Genomic DNA, 18,259 nt, shown 5'->3' with positions numbered 1-18,259 from the left:
GATACAGCATTTGAAAGCCTATGCGAACCATGAACCGCTCAGGAACGCCTGCATTGATCCCCGTTTTTCCCTCGTTTCCCGCGGCGCCGCGCCGACCGTGCAGTATCTGGGGATACAGGAAAATCCCAAGGGTTACGGCTGGGCCGCAGGCGCGGACTATGGCGTAAAAATATTGAACATCCTGGAGAATATCCTGACCTATTAACGGGTATACTTTCGGCGAGGTGAATGTGCATGGAACGGTATCACAATCTGACCGAAATGCTGGCGATCAACCACGCCGCCCACGCATACTTTGACGACCTGCCGGATTATGTGCGCGAAATGATTGTCAAGCGCGGCGACAACGTCCATTCCCCCGACGAGCTGCACGGCTACGCGGAAAAGCTTTTGCGCGGGGATGATTGAACAGCAAGGGACGGGAGTGTTTTTAACACTCCCGTCTTCCATTTTCGTCGAAGACTGTAACACACTTGTGCCTTTACAAATCGCCAAGCGCATGCTATGATAAACTGTACCACGGGAAAAGGAGGTCGTGCAATGCCGGATAAAAAAGGGACAAAGCAGGTTACTGCCAATAAAAAAGCATGGCACGATTACTTTGTCGAGGACAAATTCGAAGCGGGCATCGAGCTGTTTGGCACCGAGGTCAAATCCATTCGCCAAGGGCAGATCAACCTCAAGGATTCGTACTGCACTTTTAAAGACGGCGAACTTTTTGTGCGGGGCATGCATATTTCCCCTTATGAAAAAGGGAATATTTTCAACAAGGATCCCCTGCGTGTGCGCAGGCTGCTGATGCACAAAAAGGAAATCGCCAACCTGTTCGGCAAAACCAAGCAGGACGGTTATTCCTTGATCCCTTTGTCCGTGTATTTTAAAAGTTCGCGGGTGAAACTCGAGCTTGGCCTGTGCCGCGGCAAAAAGCTGCACGACAAGCGCGACAGCATTGCCGCGCGCGACGCCAAACGCGAAATGGACCGCGCAATGAAAGAGCGCAATCGTTGAATATTCGCATCTGCGGATACACCTATATGGGGCCGTAACGGGTTCGACGGGGGTGTTGAAGCCGGGATAGCGGGCCGCAGCGGGGATCTGCGTAAAAAGCTCCAACTGTTTATAAATTAAACAACAACGATTATACTCTTCAGGCTGCCTAATTAAGGCTTAGCCCGTCGGCTCAAAGAGGACCACGGCTTTGAAACCCGGCGTCGATTTAGTGGTGAACGTGTACGGGGTAAGAGTTGCCCCCGTCATGTAACATGACTCTACCAAAACGGTAAGCCTGTTTGCCGGCGTATCGCAGCGGGAATCCCAAAAAGACAAACTGCGCCCGGAGAAGTCACGGTGAATGCGCTTTCGGACAGGGGTTCAACTCCCCTCGGCTCCACCAATTTGTTAACGGATACCACCTGATAACAGGTGGTATCTTTTATTTTTATCCGGTTTTTGCAACGCAAAATGCGTTTTGAAAATTTCGGTAGATATTCCGGTAGATTACGGTTTTGCACTTATGATACACTATAAACAGGGTACTCCAAAAGCAACAATCCGCAAGTCGGAGCCGCCCGCAACAGATACCGGTATCCGTTCTTCCGGCGCGGCTTGTGCACCGCTGCGCCGCCCACTTTATCAGAGGAAGGACGGTGAACACAAATGTCCCGCACGCGCGTGGAGCGCAACATCTCGTTTGACGACGAGAAAAAGAAATACTACGTCAATCTGGATTTCGGGCGCGACGCGCGCGGACGCCAGATCAAAAAGACCCGCACCTTTGCCCGCCTGACGGACGCCCGCAGGGCGCTGCGGCTGCACGAGGTGCAGCGCGACTTCGGGGCGCTCACCCAGCCGAATGATACCACGGTCGCCCAGTGGCTGAACTACTGGATGGATGCAGTTGTGCGCCCCAACCGCGCCGCAACAACGGTTCATGGATACAGCCAGATGATCGTGAACCATATCATTCCACAGCTTGGGGATATCCCGCTACAATCGCTGTCCCCGCAGCGCATCCAGCAGTATTATGCCTATCTGTGCAACGACTGCGGCCTGTCCCCCAACACCGCGCGCAAGCACCACGACTTGCTGCGCAATGCGCTGCGGATCGCAGTCATGCAGGACGTGCTTGCCCGCAACCCGACCGACCGCGTAGAGCCGCCCAAATTCAAGCGCCCTGAGCCGCATTTTTATGACGTCGAATCCCTGCTCCGGCTGCTGGATGCCGTCAAGGGCACCCGCCTGGAGCCGGTCGTCTATCTCGCGGGCTATCTCGGCCTGCGCCGCGAGGAAATGTGCGGTCTGCGCTGGAAGGATGTCGATTTCCAGGGCAAAACGCTGTGCATCCACCGCGCCCGCACGATGGCCGGGTCGCAGGTCATCGAGAAGGACACCAAAAACCGTTCCTCGACCCGTTTGCTGCACATGCCGGACGAGGTCGTCCGCGTGCTGCGCGCCGAACGCAGGCAGCAGCGCGAAAACCGGCTGTTTTACGGCGCGGACTATCATGACACCGGCTATGTGCTGACCTGGCCGAACGGTGAGCCCTATCTGCCGAACTATTTAACCGAAGTATTCAGCAAATTTATCCGCAAAAACCACCTGCCCAAGCTCACCCTGCACGGACTGCGGCACACTTTCGCGACGCTCGCCAACCACTCGGGCGCAACGATCTACAACATCAGCAAGTCGCTCGGGCACAGCACGGTCGCGACCACGTCCATGATCTACACCCACCTGCTGGATACCACGCACGAGCAGACGATCGAGGCCGTCGCGCAGAGTCTGCGCAAAGGGAGCCGGGAAAGCAAACGGGAAAAGGCGGAATGACAACAACCGATCCCATCAGGAAGGAGGAATTCCCATGCACCTGATGCAAATCTTACGTGCGATATATGTCATCGTACCACCGTTCGTTTGTCTGCTGGCACTGGTTGTCTTTCACATTTATATTTATCAACAACGAAGCCAGTCTGAACAATTTACCGACTCATCACCACAGGAAAACGAGGAACCGTCGCCGAACGTAAGTACCGACGAACCAATGCCCGCTGCCTCAACCAATACCGTTCCGCGTATTATAATGTATTATCCCGATACATTTGCGCCGTGGCCAAGCTGTGTTCATCGGGATGATGGGCAGTATATGCGCTATCTTCGCTCCAAATCCGAAGATATCCGTCTTAAACTGTCTCCCGATCAGACCTATGAAATCATAGGCACATCCGGACGTTACAAAACCTCGCTCCGCTCTTGTACTTGTCCTGATTTTGGTAAAAATCAGCACGGCGGAGCACCCTGTAAGCACATATACTTTCTCGCCCGGCACTGCAATATAGATGTAGACGGCATATTCGAGGATTATCGCAAATATGGAAGATATGGCCACGATAAAGAGCACAGCGGCTATCGCAGATAGCATCGCTGCACTGCAAACAGCCTCCCGAAGTTATTTTTGGGAGGCTGGTTTTTTCGCTTCGTGTTGGGATAGCGTTTTCAATCCGCAAGGTTAATGACAATTTTTCCTTGTTTTTCTGCTTTCCCGGCGAACTTTGCGGCGCCGCCCCAAGTATGCGTGACATACACCACAACAAAATCTGCCTGCTGAAGCATCCAATTGTTTCGGCGGTCGATGGCAAAGCGGGGCGGGACATTTTCCATCACCTCAGGAAACAACGTCTCAGTAAAATCATCTGTGTTTTTCCCGGGCAGGCGTTCCAGCACTGCGGCATAGCGGATATGTGGATATTCCGCTGCCAATTCGCGCAGCGTGGCGTAAACAAGTGCGTCAAAAGACCCCTGCCGACCGACGTAGAAAGTGTCTGCTTGCTGATTTTCGATCAGATCTATCAGCACGCTGCGTAGTTTGGGACGAATACTGTCCGGGCAGTCCCGATGGCCGAAAAAGGTGCAACTTGGCAATTAGTCCACCTCCCTGTACCAATCCATGATAACATGAAATGCGCAAATAGTACAGCTACATGGACTAAATTCACCGACATTTCTCCTATAATATCCGTAGTATAGGAGAATGGACGGTGAGCGCATGAAGTTGAACGAAGCGGTCAGCGAGCGGCTTCAGGAGCTTTTGCTCGAACGCAACATGACGCAGTATCAGCTGTCCATGAAAAGCGGTGTTCCAAAATCCACGATCGGCAATCTCGTGCATTGCCAATATGACTCAATGAAGTTGCGTATCATCCATGAATTGTGTCAAGGCTTAAATATCACGATCAGTGAGTTCTTTAATTCAAATTTGTTCAACGAGGAAAATTTAGAGCCATAATGAGCAGAAAGGCGTGTGCCGCTTGGGCACACGCCTTATTTGTTTACATCTCGCCTTTCATATACCGCTCCAGATCGTATTTGAGCACGCGGATCTGGCCGCGCTTGCCGATGCGGCGGCTGGGCAGGTCGCCCGACCGCACGATCTCGTATGCGGTGTTGCGGCCAATGTCGAGCACCTCCGCTACCTCGGGTACGGTCAGCGTCAGCGGCAGTTCGTCAAAGCTGGTGTAACGCTTGTCAGCCATTGCTCTCGCCTCCCTTCCGAAGCGACGCCAGATAGATGCGCGTCACGTCCTCGCGTTCGTGTCCGAGCAACCTAGACACACGACGGCAGGCTGCATGCTCGTCCAGCCCCTGCTTCCGGCACGCAAGATACTGCTCGACCGCGTATGTATGCCGCAGGCCGTGACAGGTCATCGGCCGGTTCGAATCCGCGTCCTGCACCTCGCTGCGATAGCGGTAGATGAAACACTGGAAGTTATTGATGGCGCGGTCGGTCGGCATATTATCCGGCACAAACAGCTTGTGCCCGCGCCGCGTCTGCGCCAGCATTTTCGTGAGTTCAATGCGCGGCGTTTCTGTAAGCGGCACGGTGCGCACCTTGCCGCCTTTGCCTTTTACGGTCAGCGCACCCACTTTCAGCGCGCGTTCGGTTGCCGCTGTATCCAGCCGGAACACTTCGTGGATGCGCAGGCCGCAGTACCGCGCAAGGCACAGTGCCGCCGCATAGTCCTCGCGCCCTTCGCCCCATGCTTTGCCGATCATGCGGTTGAACTCCCGCTCGCTCCAGGTGCGGTCGACCTTACCGAAGCTGCGGCGTTCCAGATCAAGCACACTGTTGTCCGGCAGCGTGTGGTATTTGACCTGCGGCATCTGGTCATGGAAAAAGCGGATCGCCGCCAGATCGGTCTTGATGGTCGAGGCTGCTTTGCCGTTCTCCTTCAGGAATTCTGCATAGGCGAAAATATGCTTGGGCGCGATGTTCGCCAGACGCTCCAAATGATAGACTTCCGCGAGAAAATAGCAGAAGCGGCAGACCGCCTCTTTGTAACGGCGGCGCGTCTGGATGCTGCCCTGTCGGCTGTGCCGGAACACGCGCTCTACCTGCGCGAGCAGGTTTTGATAAATGTGATATGTGGACATGGTATTCTCCTTTCATCCGGGAGGCAGACGCAGCTCACCCGTCTGCAAACGCAGGCCGTTTCCGCCCGGTTTCCCCGCATGGTCGGGAGAATCCCTACCCTACTCATCCGTTGTACTGTGTTTTTCAGCCGAACAGCAGGGTTTTATGCATGCAGGAGCAGCGAATCCGGCAGGCTCTGGTATCTGTCTCTGTTGTAAATTGGTTTAGCAATCATTGCCGCAGGCGCCGCATACGCGGCTGCACCCAAGGTGCGCGGCAGGCGCAAAACCGGCAAAATGCCGGCCGCACTTCGTGCGTGCGCCGTGTACCGGCTGTTGGCAGGCCAGCCGGCAGATGCGTGGGTAAAACCGTGTTGCCATACACGGCCGAGGATGCGCCAGCACCTCTTGACGTCCGCACCGGCTGTGCGGAACGCCCGAAACGAATACATCATCTTTGTTTCCTCCTGGTTTCCGTGCGGTCTGTACACAGACAAAGCCGCCGGAACCGTTTCCTGTTGTCCACATCCTGCCCTCATACCGAGGTGGAAGCGGCCTGTTTTCTGCTTCCTGGTGTCTCCTGCTCTGGCGCGTGCAGGAGACACTTGCGGTGCGGAAGCCGATCGGTGTTGAAAAACAAACTGCGTTTTCATCATCATCGTTCCTTTCCGATCAAACAAAAAAGGACAGACCTCTGCTTTTGCGCAGTGATTTGTCCCTTGATTGATCAATATCGTTTTTCTTTCATTTGTACAACCCGGGTAGGCATACTATCCCCTGGGCGGTTTACTCTGACAAAATTACTCTGACATAATACAAGTGTATTGTAGCATGGCAGGGTGGGGTTGTACACTTGCAGTTTGTGCAAGACCTAATAGCAGTCATATTGCTGTAGACATGATATAGGTCGTATTACTGTTTACTGCTGCGTTCTTTGCAGCTCTAAAACAGCAAAGGACACACAACCGCTTTATTTCGCAGTCGTATGTCCTTTACCTTTATGATTGATCGAGTTTCAAATGTTTGTACAACCCAGAGCGCATACTTCCCCCTAGGCGGTTTACTCTGACAAAATTACTCTGACACGGTTCAATTGTATTATAGTGTGCTCCGGCAATGTTGTAAAGATGAAAGATTTTCATCTTTTTGAATGGTGCAGACGATGATAAGGGTATAACAATAATGTATCGCTTAAGCGCGGTTTATAAAACAAAGGTGATTGAGCTGCCAGAATATGAACCTACGGCATCCTGTTCCCAAACGCTTGAACCAAATTTTTTGTGGTAATTTGTAGTGCTTTCCGGCACTTTCCGCTCGGTATCAAATATTTTTTGACGCTCTTAAATCCGCTGTTTCCACGTGTTCCGGTCCTGACTGTGGTCAAATATGGGGTCAAAAACGCTTCCTGACCAGGGGCGGCAGGTGTCTGCCAGCCCCGGTTGGGAAGCGTTTTTTCGTGAGAGAAATTACTCGGTTTCCAGCAGCTGCTGGATGGCATCCATGGCCGCCCGCTTATCCCGGATCTTAGGATCGTCATACGACTTTCTGCGGCACATCCAGCAGGAGCAGTGGATCTTTCCCTTGGACAGCCGTCCGGCGGCGCCGTGTTCCCACGCAAGGACATTCTCTTCTCCTCCAAGCTGGCGGAGGATCGTTTCCTTGCGATGAATCGCACGCATGCGCTGTTTGCGATAGTAACTGCGGTCTCTGTTCAATTGTGCTCACTCCTTGACAGTTCGGGCCGCCTGCAAGAGTCGTCAAGGAAACATGCTCTCTTACAGGCAGCCTATCTGCCAAGAAGAAAAACGGTGATAACCCATTATTTTAATCCTTTCTGCTGTTTGGGCTATTGTACCTCTGTAGAGGGTGTTAAGCAAGTCTTTTCTGCGCGGCGGGCGTATCAATTTTTCACACACCTATTCAAAGAATAAAGGCCGAAGACCATCCTCTATCTGCGCAACAGCCACTGAATGCCCGCAATGGTCCGTTCGATCCCCTGGACAAAGTGGTTGCCGGGATTTAACTGGAACACCGTGTCGATGCCTTTGCTCTGGTAAAAAGCCTGGATCTCTTCTGTATTTTCCTGTACTGTTTTCAGAACCGAATTGCGGGTCTTGGCCTCTTTATCCCCCAGAGAGAAATATATGCAGTCTGGCCGGCGCTTCGGCTCGTGGGAGAAGATGTACTCTTTGAAGCCAGGAAACCACAAGGAGCCAGACATGCACCCCACCCGTGAGAACACATCTGTCCGATAGATGGCGTACAGAGCGAATAGCCCCGCCAAAGAGTACCCAGCAATCCCCCGCCACACCGGAGGCTCAGCCAGCTCTTTTTCTGCCCTGGGTATGATCTCCTCCACCAGCAGCTGCAGGTAGTTGTCCGCCCCGCCGATAAAGGGTTCCCCCTTCTTGAAGGCCGCCGGACCGTCCCATGGGGCCATGTCGTGGTTCCAATCCAGATCACTGATCGACACCAAAGTAAATGGTGGACAGCCATCAGGCTGCGTGGCCCCATATACCTTCTGGCCTTCATCAGAGAAGGTGTTGAGGTAGGTGATGGGGGCTTCTGGTTCGATGCTTGGAAAAATGGATACGGTTTTGCTGCCAATTGTAAAAGGCTGCATATTGGCTCATCTACTTTCTGTATCGGTAATTACTACCCACTGAAATTCGTATTGTTCTACTCATTGTACAGCAAAGAAACTGCGGGTACAACAGGTGTGAAAAGGACATATAGTTCTGCTGTAAATAAATTAAGAATCATGCGAACACATGATTTTCTTGCGTATCTCTGTTGAATATGCTATTATTATATACAACGCTGTCAGGTGTTGGAATAAACCTTGGCGGCATGACCGCATAAACAAAATGCTCTGCCGTCTGGCAGAGCATTTTGCTTATCAGGGGGAATCTTCTTATGGCAGTCAGTTATAAAAAACTTTGGAAGTTGCTCATAGACAAGGACATGAAGAAGAAAGACCTATGCGCAAGAGCAGGAATCAGTTCAGCCTCTGTCACTAAAATGGGGAGAAACGGCCACGTTACAACAGAAATTCTGCTGAAAATCTGTACGGCGCTGAACTGTGGTATTGAAGATATCATTGAAATTGTACCTGATGACAAATAAAATTTGTGTGGCCGCACACCGAAGACAATAAGAGCGGCTGGGAAAATCGATAAAGTATAGCTATTTCAAATGACTCAAAGTATTTGCGTATGCTTGGCGCTAAACGGTATAAAGGATTGTCGGAATACTACGGAGATATCATTCATTAGAGATAACTGATTTATTTATACGCCAACGGTTGTAAGAGGATATATCATTGAGGAATTAGAATGCGCTTGTAAGTTCAAAGCTGCAAAATACAGTGTGTTTGGCAATTGGATCTTTCTCATGAGAGTTATGAAATGTCGTGTTAAAATAAGTGTTCTCAAGCAGTCCGTTTTATTGTACATAATAGTTGTTAAAATTTGTATTGCGGGTGAACTATAATGGATAATCATACTCCCGAACAACGACGGAAGAATATGCAAGCAGTAAAAAATAAAGACTCCAAAATAGAACTGTTATTGCGAAAAGAATTGTGGGCACGCGGACTCCGTTACAGAAAAAACAGTTCTAAAATTTTTGGACACCCAGATATTGTTTTTATCGGCAAAAAAATTGCCGTGTTCTGTGATAGTGAATTTTGGCATGGATATGATTGGGATAACAGAAAGAATGACATAAAATCACATCAAGAATTTTGGATTCCAAAGATAGAGCGTACAATTAAACGTGACCGGGAAGTCACAGAAACCCTTCAGGACAGTGGATGGATCGTACTTCGTTTTTGGGGAAAAGAAATTCAGAAAAATACAGTTGGATGCGCAGATATAATTCAAAAAGTATGGGAGGCACGAAAATGAGTGGATTTGCATCTGAAGAATATAATAGCTGCAAAACCTGGATTGCTGCCCAAATTCAAGCAGGTGCGACATGGGAGCAAGTTAAAAACCTTTGTGTTTCGCCGGAGTTTATTGATAGAGAACTCGAGCGTTTGAAGTACGATGAGCTGATTATTCCCTTAAAAATGGATTTGAATATGTGGAGGGACCTTGTAAAAGATATCGAAGGCAGTTACAGTCCTATTGTTGAAATGTATGGCATCTCTGCCGACGGAAACAGCAATACACTTCCCATCCCAACAGACTCGGGCTCAGCGTGGGTGCGATATAAGAATAGTCTCCTTGGGAAATATACACGAAAGCCCAAAATGTCTGAGGCGGCCGTTGCTTCTATAGAAAAGAATTCACATTGGATTTTAAACCATATTAAACGAGATACTCGTGCTGCAGGTCCCGTAAAAGGACTTGTAATGGGTAGTGTTCAGTCAGGCAAAACTGCAAACATGATTGGCTTAGTGTCCATGGCGGCGCATTATGATTGGAACTTCATTATTGTTTTGTCTGGCACGATTGATAATCTACGCAAACAAACCAGAGATAGATTTTTTGATGATTTGACCCAGAGCGGAGGCGTAAGTTGGCACATTCTGGATCGGACCTCTAATCCAGACTATATGGTAGATATTAAAACAAAAGAAAGATATCTGCTTGAAGATTTGCACTTAAATACATATCAAGATGGAAAAACCAGCGGTATGTGGATGCATAGATATGTAACTGTATGCCTAAAGAATTCCACTCGTTTACGTAATTTGATAAAATGGTTGCAGGCAAAACCCCAGCGTGCAGCAAAACTTCGTATTCTTGTTATCGACGATGAAGCTGACCAAGCCAGTGTAAATACGCGGAAGATGAAAGAAGATCTGGATGAAGAGGAGCAGGAACGCACAGCTGTAAATCAGCTGATCATTGATTTAATAAATGGTAAAGATCATGAAGGTGCTCCGTCAAAGGCACCTTTTCAGGCGATGAATTATATCAGCTATACTGCTACACCCTATGCTAATGTCTTGAACGAAGCGTACGAAAGCTCCTTGTATCCTAAAAACTTCATTTGCAGTTTACCAGAATCTAATGAATATTTCGGAGCAAAAGTAATTTTCGGAAGCAAAGACGACGCTAAACATACAGGATTGAATATTGTTCGTGAGATCCCTGAGGCTGAACTAAAAACTTTAAAACTACTTCATGACGGTGGCGCATTTACCCTTCCAGATGAATTCAAAAAGTCGATTTGTTGGTTTTTGTGTGCTGCTGCCATACTGAGGTCACGTGAACATAAAAAGCCGATAAGTATGTTAATTCATACCACAGCCCTTCAAAGCGGCCATTTTGAAGAATATGATGTTTTAAAGAACTGGTTGATTCGAGAGGCAAACACAGGAAGCATTCTGCAATTGTGTCGGGATGTATATGAGTCTGAAAAAGATGAATTTACACTAAAGGATTTATCTGAGGCATATCCGGATTATGGGCGTTTAAGTCAAGTAAATTCCGAGTTTCCAGTTTTTGATAAAATTGAGACGGAAATTCAAATTCTCCTATCAAATATTCAAAATATTATGATGGGGGAAGATAAAAGTCCTGTATATCGGGAAGATGGAATTCACCTTTGTGTGGATAACTGCAAAGCAAATAGGCTGGCAGAAGAGGGGACATATCTTCGAGTTATTTATCCTACTTCGGAGCAGTTAAGTTGCATGTCCAAGGCCCCCGTGTTTATTGTTATGGGTGGCAATACACTGTCTCGAGGCCTTACAATTGACGGTTTAGTATGTACTTATTTCGCACGCAGCTCTAACCAGGCGGATACACTTATGCAAATGGCACGGTGGTTTGGATATAGAAGCGGATATGAATTGTTACAACGAATCTGGATGCCTTCGGCAGTTAGAAAAAAGTTTGAATTGATGGAGGAAATTGATGAAAAGCTAAAAGCCGAATTTGAAGACTTTATGGAGAAGGGCCGCAGTCCGGCACAATTCGGTCCTAAGATTATGAGCACGGCCAAAATAGCTAAATTTATGCTTTCGGCAAAAAATAAAACTCAAAATATTGAAGAATGTGAATTTGATTTCAGCGGGGACAGTTATGAGACTACTGACTTTATGGACGATCAGAATATACTCTCTGAAAATATACAAAAAACCGAAGCTTTTCTAAAAAAACTCGGAACAGCAAAAAAATCCGAGATAAGTGACTCCGCATACATCTGGAGAAATGTTCCCGTTAATACCATTCTAAATGAGTTCTTGGGAAATGGGAAATATCATATTTTCGACTGCTCTTCTTTGTCTGCAGACATTCCCGTATTTCTTACATGGCTTAAAGGAATGAATGCTGACGGCCATTATTTAAAGTGGAATGTAGCAGTTTCTGGAGACAGCAAGGCGGCTGAATATTGGTATGTCGAAGATAAGAATATCGGTAAAATAACTCGTACTAAGAAAAAGACGCATACTCCCGGATACATTGATATTGGATCGTTGCGTTCTGGTCGTGATGTCCTATGTGATGTGCAGAAAAGCGCATTGACACCAGGTCAAAAGCTTATATTGGATACCGCAATAAAAACTGGAAAAAACCTAATTTCCGTCCGTGGTACAATAGGCTTAGAGGATATCCCGCTTTTGCTCCTTTACCGAATTAGCAAAGATCAAGGTAAAGATACAAAAACCAGAGAAAAAATCGGGAGTACCGAAGATGTAATTGGATTCAGTATAATCGTGCCGGGTGACTCTATCGGCAAAAGTCATGTTAAATCAGTAAGGGTAAAAATCCCTGTTCAATAAAAGAAAGTGTGACAACAATGCTTGAAAGATTTGTCCTCCCGATTGATTACGGTGTTTCTTACGGAAGCGTTACATTAAAATCACTCCAAAATGATAATGTTCCAGAGTTGGATCTTCTTGTGCGGGAAGCTATCCAAAACAGTTCAGATGCGTCGCTACAAGAAACTGATCCGTTCTTTATTGTTAATTTTACAACTGGCTCCTTTTGCCCCTCTAAATTTAACTTTTATATGACGGGGATTGAAGAATATCTCAATGATCGTTTTCCGTCTGAGCATGCAGATTTTTTAGAAATTCGTGATTTAAAGACTTCTGGATTAACAGGGTGTATTCGTAAAGCAGATATTAAAAAAGAAGATCACGGTAACTTTTTTAAGCTTATTTATGATACAGGAAAGCGTCAAACACAAGCTGGTGCCGGAGGTAACTGGGGATTTGGTAAAAGTGTTTATTACCGTGTAGGTATCGGAATTGTTATCTTTTATTCTCGTATTAAAAATGAAACCGGCTATGAGTCAAGGTTAATTGTGACTCTGGTGGAAGATGAGAGCAAAAAAAATCCTGACGGAAGTGATGCGACCATTTTAAATCGATTGGATCCCAATTCTGCAGGAAAAGCTTGGTGGGGAATACGCGACGGAGAAGACTTATTGCCGATTTCAGATGATGAATTCATTGTTCCGTTATTAGATACATTTGGGCTTAAACCATTTACTGGAGAGGAAACTGGAACTTCTGTCATTATACCATATATAGATCCGTCAAAGCTCCTTGAGGATATTATTCCTGCGGATGCAGAAATTGAATCCGGAATTCGAGATCATTTTGAAACGAACTGGACATCAACGCTTGCTGATTATCTTAAACTTGCTATACAACGATGGTATGCACCTAAAATTCATAATCGCAGTTTACCCGAGTTTTGTGATAAAAAATGGTTGTACGCATCTGTAAACAACATTCCTATCCGCAGGAAAGACATGCTTCCGTTTTTCCAACTGGTACAAGAACTTTATACAGCTGCAATAGCAAAAACTTACGGGAGTGAATACCGCAGTGAGTGGTTACCGCAAATCCAATGCCTTGCGGTTAACATTCAGCGGTATTTTGAAGGCGGCTCTACATCAGGCTTTGTGGCTGCAATTAAAATATCTCGTGATGAGCTGAACAGTACGCAAAATGTGCTAAGCCCTTATGTATATATCGGGAAATTTGAAGCCGAGAGGGGGAAAAATGAACCCATCGTAATGTATGCAAGAGATCCAGGAATGGTTATTGATTATTCTGTGACTGGCCCATGGGTAAAAGGTATCTCTTTGCCTGAAAGTGAAGATGAATTTATATTTGCCTTTTATATGCCTACAACAACAAAAATACTAAAAAATGACCTTCCTGCTCCCGAATTCGCAGGAATGAATTTGGGCGAGTATCTGCGAGCGTGTGAAGCATCTGACCATATGGGATGGGATGATCCCGCAAAAATGCAGATTGTAACCAGAATTCAAAAAAACACAGTAACTCAGATTGAGAATAAAATTGTAAAAAATAATGAGCCGAAATTTGAAGCAACTGCCAGTAAACTTGCTGCAACACTTGGAAGGTCGCTTTTGCCTCGCGTCGGGTACGGTAAGAAGAAAAATGGCTCCGGTGGAAGCGGAAGTGGGGGCGGTTCTGGTAATCTCAAAAATATTGAGTTTGAAATCTTTCCCACATTGATATCGAGCAATGAAATCGAGATCCCATTCAGATTAAAACTCTCGCACGGAAAGAAAACGGCTGATCTTGAGCTTATAGTAGCTTCAGAAGGCGGATGGATTACCCCTTCCTCTTGGCAAAGCGATATCGGCACTTTATTTCCTGCAACTATCGAGTCGTTTACTGTACATACTGTGACTTCCAATATTGATGCGCAGCCGATCGAACTTAATGATGGGTGTTCATCTAAAAATCTTTTGTTTGATACTGAGAAACTATCGGCAGAACTTTTACATGCTGAAGGAAGCCATGAGCTTAGCTCGGTCAAAGTAACTGCACATATCCTGAACATGGAGCTTTACGGGCTACTGAAAATCAGAGCATATGATAAGAAATATCGCTTTTCTATTAGGGTTGAGTGAGGAGGATATAAAGATATGCAAAACATATATTTCTATCCTAAACTTACTGATAAGTTGCTTGAAAATTGCGGCTGTTCTGTAACGAAGTATGTGTTTACATACTCGTACCAAGGTCAAGATTTTGGGCTGTTGCAAAAGGGAAGTTCAACAATTCGTATTTCAGACCCCCGTGAAATATGGAAAATTGAGACGGAGGGGCTTAATTTTGAGAAAACAGTGCGGATTGCCTATCCTAATTTATTGTTCGGAAAAGACGGCGTTGCATGTAGTGATGCTGAAATCGGGATTTGTATTATTTGGACAAATAAGAAGTTGACCCAAACTGGCTGCATTTTGCCAGAAACCGATGTAATTACACCTCAAGGCAGAGAGTGTAAATTCTCCTATAGTTTCGAACCCGGGATGATTACCGGTGACCTTGAATTGACTGTTTCGGCATATATCAAAAAAGCCGCAAATGTCATTCGTTCCGATGAAGAAATTCTTATGAATGAGGAAGGTGTTTCTATCGGTGAAATCGATTCGGTTATATTAGACTTTAATAGCATCTACATGGAATTCCCCATTGAAGAATACAAGAGTGATAAAGAACCTTTATGGTGGGTCGAGTTTTCCCAATGGGAAGACCCCAAAACCAGTGACGAGTTTACTAAGGATAACATTTGCTTGTATCTCAACCCATATTATTCTGCCTGTCCTATGACGGACGGAACAATCAAGAATGTTGATCTGCTAATAGATATCCTTGCTACTACTTATTTTATGATTTTCCAGCGCCTTAGCGATGATGATCTGAGGGCGACTCGGCAAGATATAGGCCTTCAGTCTAATTCTATTTGCAGTATTCTTCACCAGTTTATTGAAGATTGTGAGGAGGAGCTTCATTTTGAAACTCCTGAAAGATTGCTTAAGAGTCTGCAAAGAGAAATCAGGAACAGATTAATGGCAGGTGATGAAGAATGATTCGATATCAAAAGCTTTCATACAGTGATGCAAAGGTTATTATTGCGGAATATGATAGTTATGATGATAATGAATTTAAGGATCTTGAAAATCATTGGAGAGCCAATGATGTGTCTGCATCTGCCTTTGATCCTTCTTATGAAGATTTCAGACATGAGTTACTTGCCGAATTTAATTCTGCCCTTGTTGAAACCAGCGGAAAAATGACATACCTTTTGGACCTGAGAGTAGGTATTAAGTTGTTCCAATTGATGCCTTTGGATTCCAATTTTTCTATTATTGAGGCCAATAATGATGATATATGGAGATATATCTCAGTTAAAGTTATGCCCGATATTACATATCTCAGATATCCAACCCCAGAAAAAGGAAGTATTCGGATTAATCAAAAACGCTTCTTCTCTCATACTCGCCGCATCTGGCTAAAAACACTTTGGTGGTATATCTATCTAAGTTGGCAAGGCAACGCAGAGGATACCTTTGAAGTATTGAAAGACAACGGTGTTGATAATATTAATAAACTAATTGAAACACCTGGGCGGGGATATCGTCTGCAACTGTTCAGACATATGATGTTAGAGTATCATAAAACACGTCCGCACAAGGTTAAGGACTTTGCAGCATTTACAAAACTCAATAATGCAAAGTGTGTGTCAATTGAACCAGAATTGACCTGTGGCGGAGTTGCCGCATACGCCCAAAAATTGTTGGAAGAGGTATCTGCTCCGAAGGAGGTGGAGTAAATGCTGCTGGAGGATATAAAAAACAACTGGAAAACGGATATTCTCGGTTATGCACAGGTCATTTCATCTCTGAAAGATACAAAATACCCAGCTCATACAGTAAAACTTGTTGATGGCTACGGGGTTGCAATTCCATATTCAGGCGACGATGTTAACGAAAGTTTCTCCAATGTACGCATCTTCAGCACAGATAATATTATGGCCTCACCTGGGGTTATTCAGCGTTCGTTGGTATTGACTACGGACTCTTTTGAAGCCGAACAACCCTTCGCTTCACTTTGCGCGGAATTTATTGATCCAGGCACTGATGGCAGTTCAAGAATTGCTGTTTTAAATGATCCCGTTGCTTGGTGGGGAAAATGGAAAGAATTACTGGGAAACAAGAATATTGATGCACGAATTTATGATGTTCTCGGAGAGCTGTGCGTTTTATATGTATTGCTACAATCTGGTGAAAATGCTGCTTGGAATGGTCCGGACGGAGCATCCTATGATATCGAAACCGATGATAAATTTATTGAAGTAAAATCTACCTTGTCCAGGAGTAAACGCGAAATTACTGTGAACAATCAGTTTCAGCTCGATACTTCAAGTAAGAATTTAAATCTGGTTTTGTGTGTTTTTGAACCATCTATCCAATCTGGGGTCTCTATTAATAAAATAACAGAAAAGTTAGGTGAACTTGGATATAATGTTAAATTGGTGAATCAAAAGTTGTCCGAACTCGGATTTGAAGAAGGGATGAGCTCTCGCAACAAAACATTTCTTCTTCACGAAATGTTGAGATATACTATAAATTCTGACTTTCCTCGAATTACACCCGAGTCTTTTATTGGCGGAGTTCTACCAGCGGGCGTAACAGGAATTACATACACCGTTGATTTAAGCGGAATGACTTCAGAGTCAATGGTGCAAGGAGCAAATCATGATATATAAAACAATCGACTTATGCGCTGGCATTGGTGGAATTCGCCGTGGATTTGAGTTGACGGGTAAATTTGAAAATGTACTCTCAGCTGAAATTGATGAGTATGCTTGCAAAACTTATGAGCATTTGTTTGGAGAAAACCCAAAAAACGATTTAACATCTGAAGAGTTCAAAGAACTTGTATCAAGGACTGAATATGACATCTTGTTGGCAGGATTCCCTTGTCAAACATTTAGCCGAGTTGGACAACAAATGGGATTTCGCGATACAACAAAAGGAACCATTTTTTTTGATATCGCCGACATCATTTCCAGAACCAATCCCCGCGCAATCTTTTTGGAAAATGTTGAAAATCTTGTATCTCATAATAAGGGAGAAACACTTAGGCGTATTGTAACTACTTTAGAGGATGAACTCGGCTATCGAATTATCGGAGTAACTATGGACGAAGATGGTTCTTATGTATATAATACCAAGTCCTTTATACGTAATTCAAAGAATTTTGGATTACCTCAAAACAGGCCACGTACTTACATAATGGCTTTTAGTAAAAAAATGTTTGGGGATGCAGTAAAGGTGTTAACAGATGATATGCCATTTTCTAACCACAAGGTAATTTCTGAAGATTTAAATTCAATTATTGAACCAGAGGTTGACGACGTTTATTACATGTCCAGTGGTTACTGGGATACACTAAAAAAACATAAAATGCGTGAGCAAGCAAAGGGACATGGCTTTGGCTATGTGATAGTTAATGCTCCAGGGATTGAGCACCCTATTGCAAGTACTATCCTTGCTACCGGTGGTTCAGGGAAAGAGCGCAATCTGATTTTTCAACCCAAAGCTGGTATTGCAGGGAAAAAACTCCCGACAAAAAAAACCGGATTAAATAGTGAAGGCATCCGTGTAATGACCCCTACTGAATGGGGACGGTTACAAGGTTTTATAGGTTATGCATTTCTTGACGAAAACGGTCATGAAACATTTAGTTTTCCAGAAAACACAACTCGAACCCAGAAATATAAACAATTTGGTAATTCAGTTACAATTCCTGTTATTGAAGAAATGGCCCTTTTTATGTTGTCATGTTTTAAAAAAATGACAAAAGCCCAAGCGAATCTACTCTTAGAGTTGGCTTGGAGTCAAGATACGATCACTCGCCGTGATGTGATAGAATCTCTTCGTGTCTCAAATAACAGGGCGAACTACTTGTTACGCAAAATGAAAAATGCTGGCTTTTTGATTCCAATAGTAACTAAAGGTCGGGGAGCCAAATATAAAGCCGGAGTTACCCGGGGAACGAAGATAAATATTGAAGAATAACAACTTAATGCAGTTATAGTTAGAATGAAAGAATAGGTTA

The 18,259-nt window shown here is 45.4% G+C and carries 20 protein-coding genes and 1 other RNA gene (1 of these 21 cut by a window edge); 15 read left to right on the top strand and 6 right to left on the bottom strand.

What is annotated here, in order from left to right; translation table 11 throughout:
* The 6 genes from OCV66_RS08300 to OCV66_RS08275 all read left to right on the top strand — a co-directional run.
* On the top strand, positions 1–205 hold the 3' end of the coding sequence (locus OCV66_RS08300) for a glucosaminidase domain-containing protein (RefSeq protein WP_262564250.1). 1,739 nt of this gene lie to the left of the window's left edge; only the last 205 of its 1,944 coding nucleotides appear in the window; its start codon lies beyond the left edge, outside the window; its stop codon occupies positions 203–205.
* Between the two features lie 29 nt (positions 206–234).
* On the top strand, positions 235–408 hold the full coding sequence (locus OCV66_RS08295) for a hypothetical protein (protein ID WP_153802385.1): 174 nt from the start codon (positions 235–237) through the stop codon (positions 406–408).
* A 132-nt stretch (positions 409–540) separates the two neighbouring features.
* Positions 541–1,008: an SsrA-binding protein SmpB gene (smpB, locus tag OCV66_RS08290; protein ID WP_054327199.1), complete on the top strand. Its 468-nt coding sequence runs from the start codon at positions 541–543 to the stop codon at positions 1,006–1,008.
* A gap of 28 nt (positions 1,009–1,036) precedes the next feature.
* Positions 1,037–1,393: a transfer-messenger RNA gene (ssrA, locus tag OCV66_RS08285) on the top strand.
* A gap of 263 nt (positions 1,394–1,656) precedes the next feature.
* A complete protein-coding gene (locus OCV66_RS08280) occupies positions 1,657–2,826 on the top strand; it encodes a tyrosine-type recombinase/integrase (protein ID WP_147574142.1) in 1,170 nt (389 codons plus the stop codon).
* A gap of 34 nt (positions 2,827–2,860) precedes the next feature.
* Positions 2,861–3,415, top strand: a complete 555-nt coding sequence (locus OCV66_RS08275; RefSeq protein ID WP_147574141.1) for an SWIM zinc finger family protein — start codon at positions 2,861–2,863, stop codon at positions 3,413–3,415.
* 77 nt (positions 3,416–3,492) lie between these two features.
* Here OCV66_RS08275 and OCV66_RS08270 read toward each other — a convergent pair whose 3' ends face one another.
* On the bottom strand, positions 3,493–3,918 hold the full coding sequence (locus OCV66_RS08270; protein ID WP_147574140.1) for a hypothetical protein: 426 nt from the start codon (positions 3,916–3,918) through the stop codon (positions 3,493–3,495).
* Between the two features lie 109 nt (positions 3,919–4,027).
* On the opposite strand from OCV66_RS08270, the gene OCV66_RS08265 reads away from it, so the two are divergent.
* The gene (locus OCV66_RS08265) at positions 4,028–4,282 is read left to right on the top strand and encodes a helix-turn-helix domain-containing protein (protein ID WP_262564246.1); all 255 of its coding nucleotides are present in this window, start codon (positions 4,028–4,030) and stop codon (positions 4,280–4,282) included.
* A 43-nt stretch (positions 4,283–4,325) separates the two neighbouring features.
* Here OCV66_RS08265 and OCV66_RS08260 read toward each other — a convergent pair whose 3' ends face one another.
* From OCV66_RS08260 to OCV66_RS08240, 5 genes are all read right to left on the bottom strand, one after another.
* Positions 4,326–4,529: a helix-turn-helix domain-containing protein gene (locus OCV66_RS08260; RefSeq protein ID WP_054327176.1), complete on the bottom strand. Its 204-nt coding sequence runs from the start codon at positions 4,527–4,529 to the stop codon at positions 4,326–4,328.
* Positions 4,522–5,427 (bottom strand): tyrosine-type recombinase/integrase, encoded by a 906-nt coding sequence (locus OCV66_RS08255; RefSeq protein ID WP_147574139.1) that lies wholly within the window; start codon positions 5,425–5,427, stop codon positions 4,522–4,524. Before OCV66_RS08255 ends, OCV66_RS08260 begins: the two co-directional genes overlap by 8 nt.
* A gap of 143 nt (positions 5,428–5,570) precedes the next feature.
* Positions 5,571–5,861 carry a hypothetical protein gene (locus tag OCV66_RS08250; RefSeq protein WP_147574138.1) on the bottom strand — a complete coding sequence of 97 codons (291 nt, stop codon included), beginning with the start codon at positions 5,859–5,861 and terminating at the stop codon, positions 5,571–5,573.
* 1,011 nt (positions 5,862–6,872) lie between these two features.
* A complete protein-coding gene (locus OCV66_RS08245; protein WP_087287386.1) occupies positions 6,873–7,121 on the bottom strand; it encodes a hypothetical protein in 249 nt (82 codons plus the stop codon).
* A 233-nt stretch (positions 7,122–7,354) separates the two neighbouring features.
* Complete coding sequence (locus tag OCV66_RS08240) at positions 7,355–8,029, bottom strand: alpha/beta hydrolase (protein ID WP_147574137.1); 675 nt, start codon at positions 8,027–8,029, stop codon at positions 7,355–7,357.
* 293 nt (positions 8,030–8,322) lie between these two features.
* Between OCV66_RS08240 and OCV66_RS08235 the strand changes: the two genes are divergently transcribed.
* From OCV66_RS08235 to OCV66_RS08200, 8 genes are all read left to right on the top strand, one after another.
* Entirely contained in the window at positions 8,323–8,532 is a 210-nt protein-coding gene (locus tag OCV66_RS08235) for a helix-turn-helix domain-containing protein (RefSeq protein ID WP_024723281.1), read from the top strand.
* A gap of 365 nt (positions 8,533–8,897) precedes the next feature.
* Positions 8,898–9,314, top strand: coding sequence for a very short patch repair endonuclease (locus OCV66_RS08230; RefSeq protein WP_081746111.1), 417 nt, complete (start codon positions 8,898–8,900; stop codon positions 9,312–9,314).
* Positions 9,311–12,145, top strand: a complete 2,835-nt coding sequence (locus tag OCV66_RS08225) for a Z1 domain-containing protein (protein ID WP_262564240.1) — start codon at positions 9,311–9,313, stop codon at positions 12,143–12,145. Before OCV66_RS08230 ends, OCV66_RS08225 begins: the two co-directional genes overlap by 4 nt.
* Positions 12,146–12,162: 17 nt before the next feature.
* Entirely contained in the window at positions 12,163–14,262 is a 2,100-nt protein-coding gene (locus OCV66_RS08220; protein ID WP_147574135.1) for a hypothetical protein, read from the top strand.
* 15 nt (positions 14,263–14,277) lie between these two features.
* Positions 14,278–15,225 (top strand): hypothetical protein, encoded by a 948-nt coding sequence (locus OCV66_RS08215; RefSeq protein ID WP_147574134.1) that lies wholly within the window; start codon positions 14,278–14,280, stop codon positions 15,223–15,225.
* Positions 15,222–15,968, top strand: a complete 747-nt coding sequence (locus OCV66_RS08210) for a DUF6339 family protein (protein ID WP_024723277.1) — start codon at positions 15,222–15,224, stop codon at positions 15,966–15,968. The genes OCV66_RS08215 and OCV66_RS08210 overlap by 4 nt, the downstream gene beginning before the upstream one ends.
* Entirely contained in the window at positions 15,969–16,904 is a 936-nt protein-coding gene (locus OCV66_RS08205; RefSeq protein WP_081746109.1) for a PD-(D/E)XK motif protein, read from the top strand.
* Positions 16,894–18,219 (top strand): DNA cytosine methyltransferase, encoded by a 1,326-nt coding sequence (locus tag OCV66_RS08200; protein WP_024723275.1) that lies wholly within the window; start codon positions 16,894–16,896, stop codon positions 18,217–18,219. The genes OCV66_RS08205 and OCV66_RS08200 overlap by 11 nt, the downstream gene beginning before the upstream one ends.
* The last annotated feature ends 40 nt before the right edge of the window (positions 18,220–18,259 follow it).

The sequence above is a fragment of the Agathobaculum ammoniilyticum genome (assembly GCF_025567315.1).
In the GTDB taxonomy this organism is placed as follows: domain Bacteria; phylum Bacillota; class Clostridia; order Oscillospirales; family Butyricicoccaceae; genus Agathobaculum; species Agathobaculum ammoniilyticum.
The sequence above is the reverse complement of the archived record's forward strand: the minus strand, read 5'-3'. Positions and strand labels throughout refer to the sequence as shown.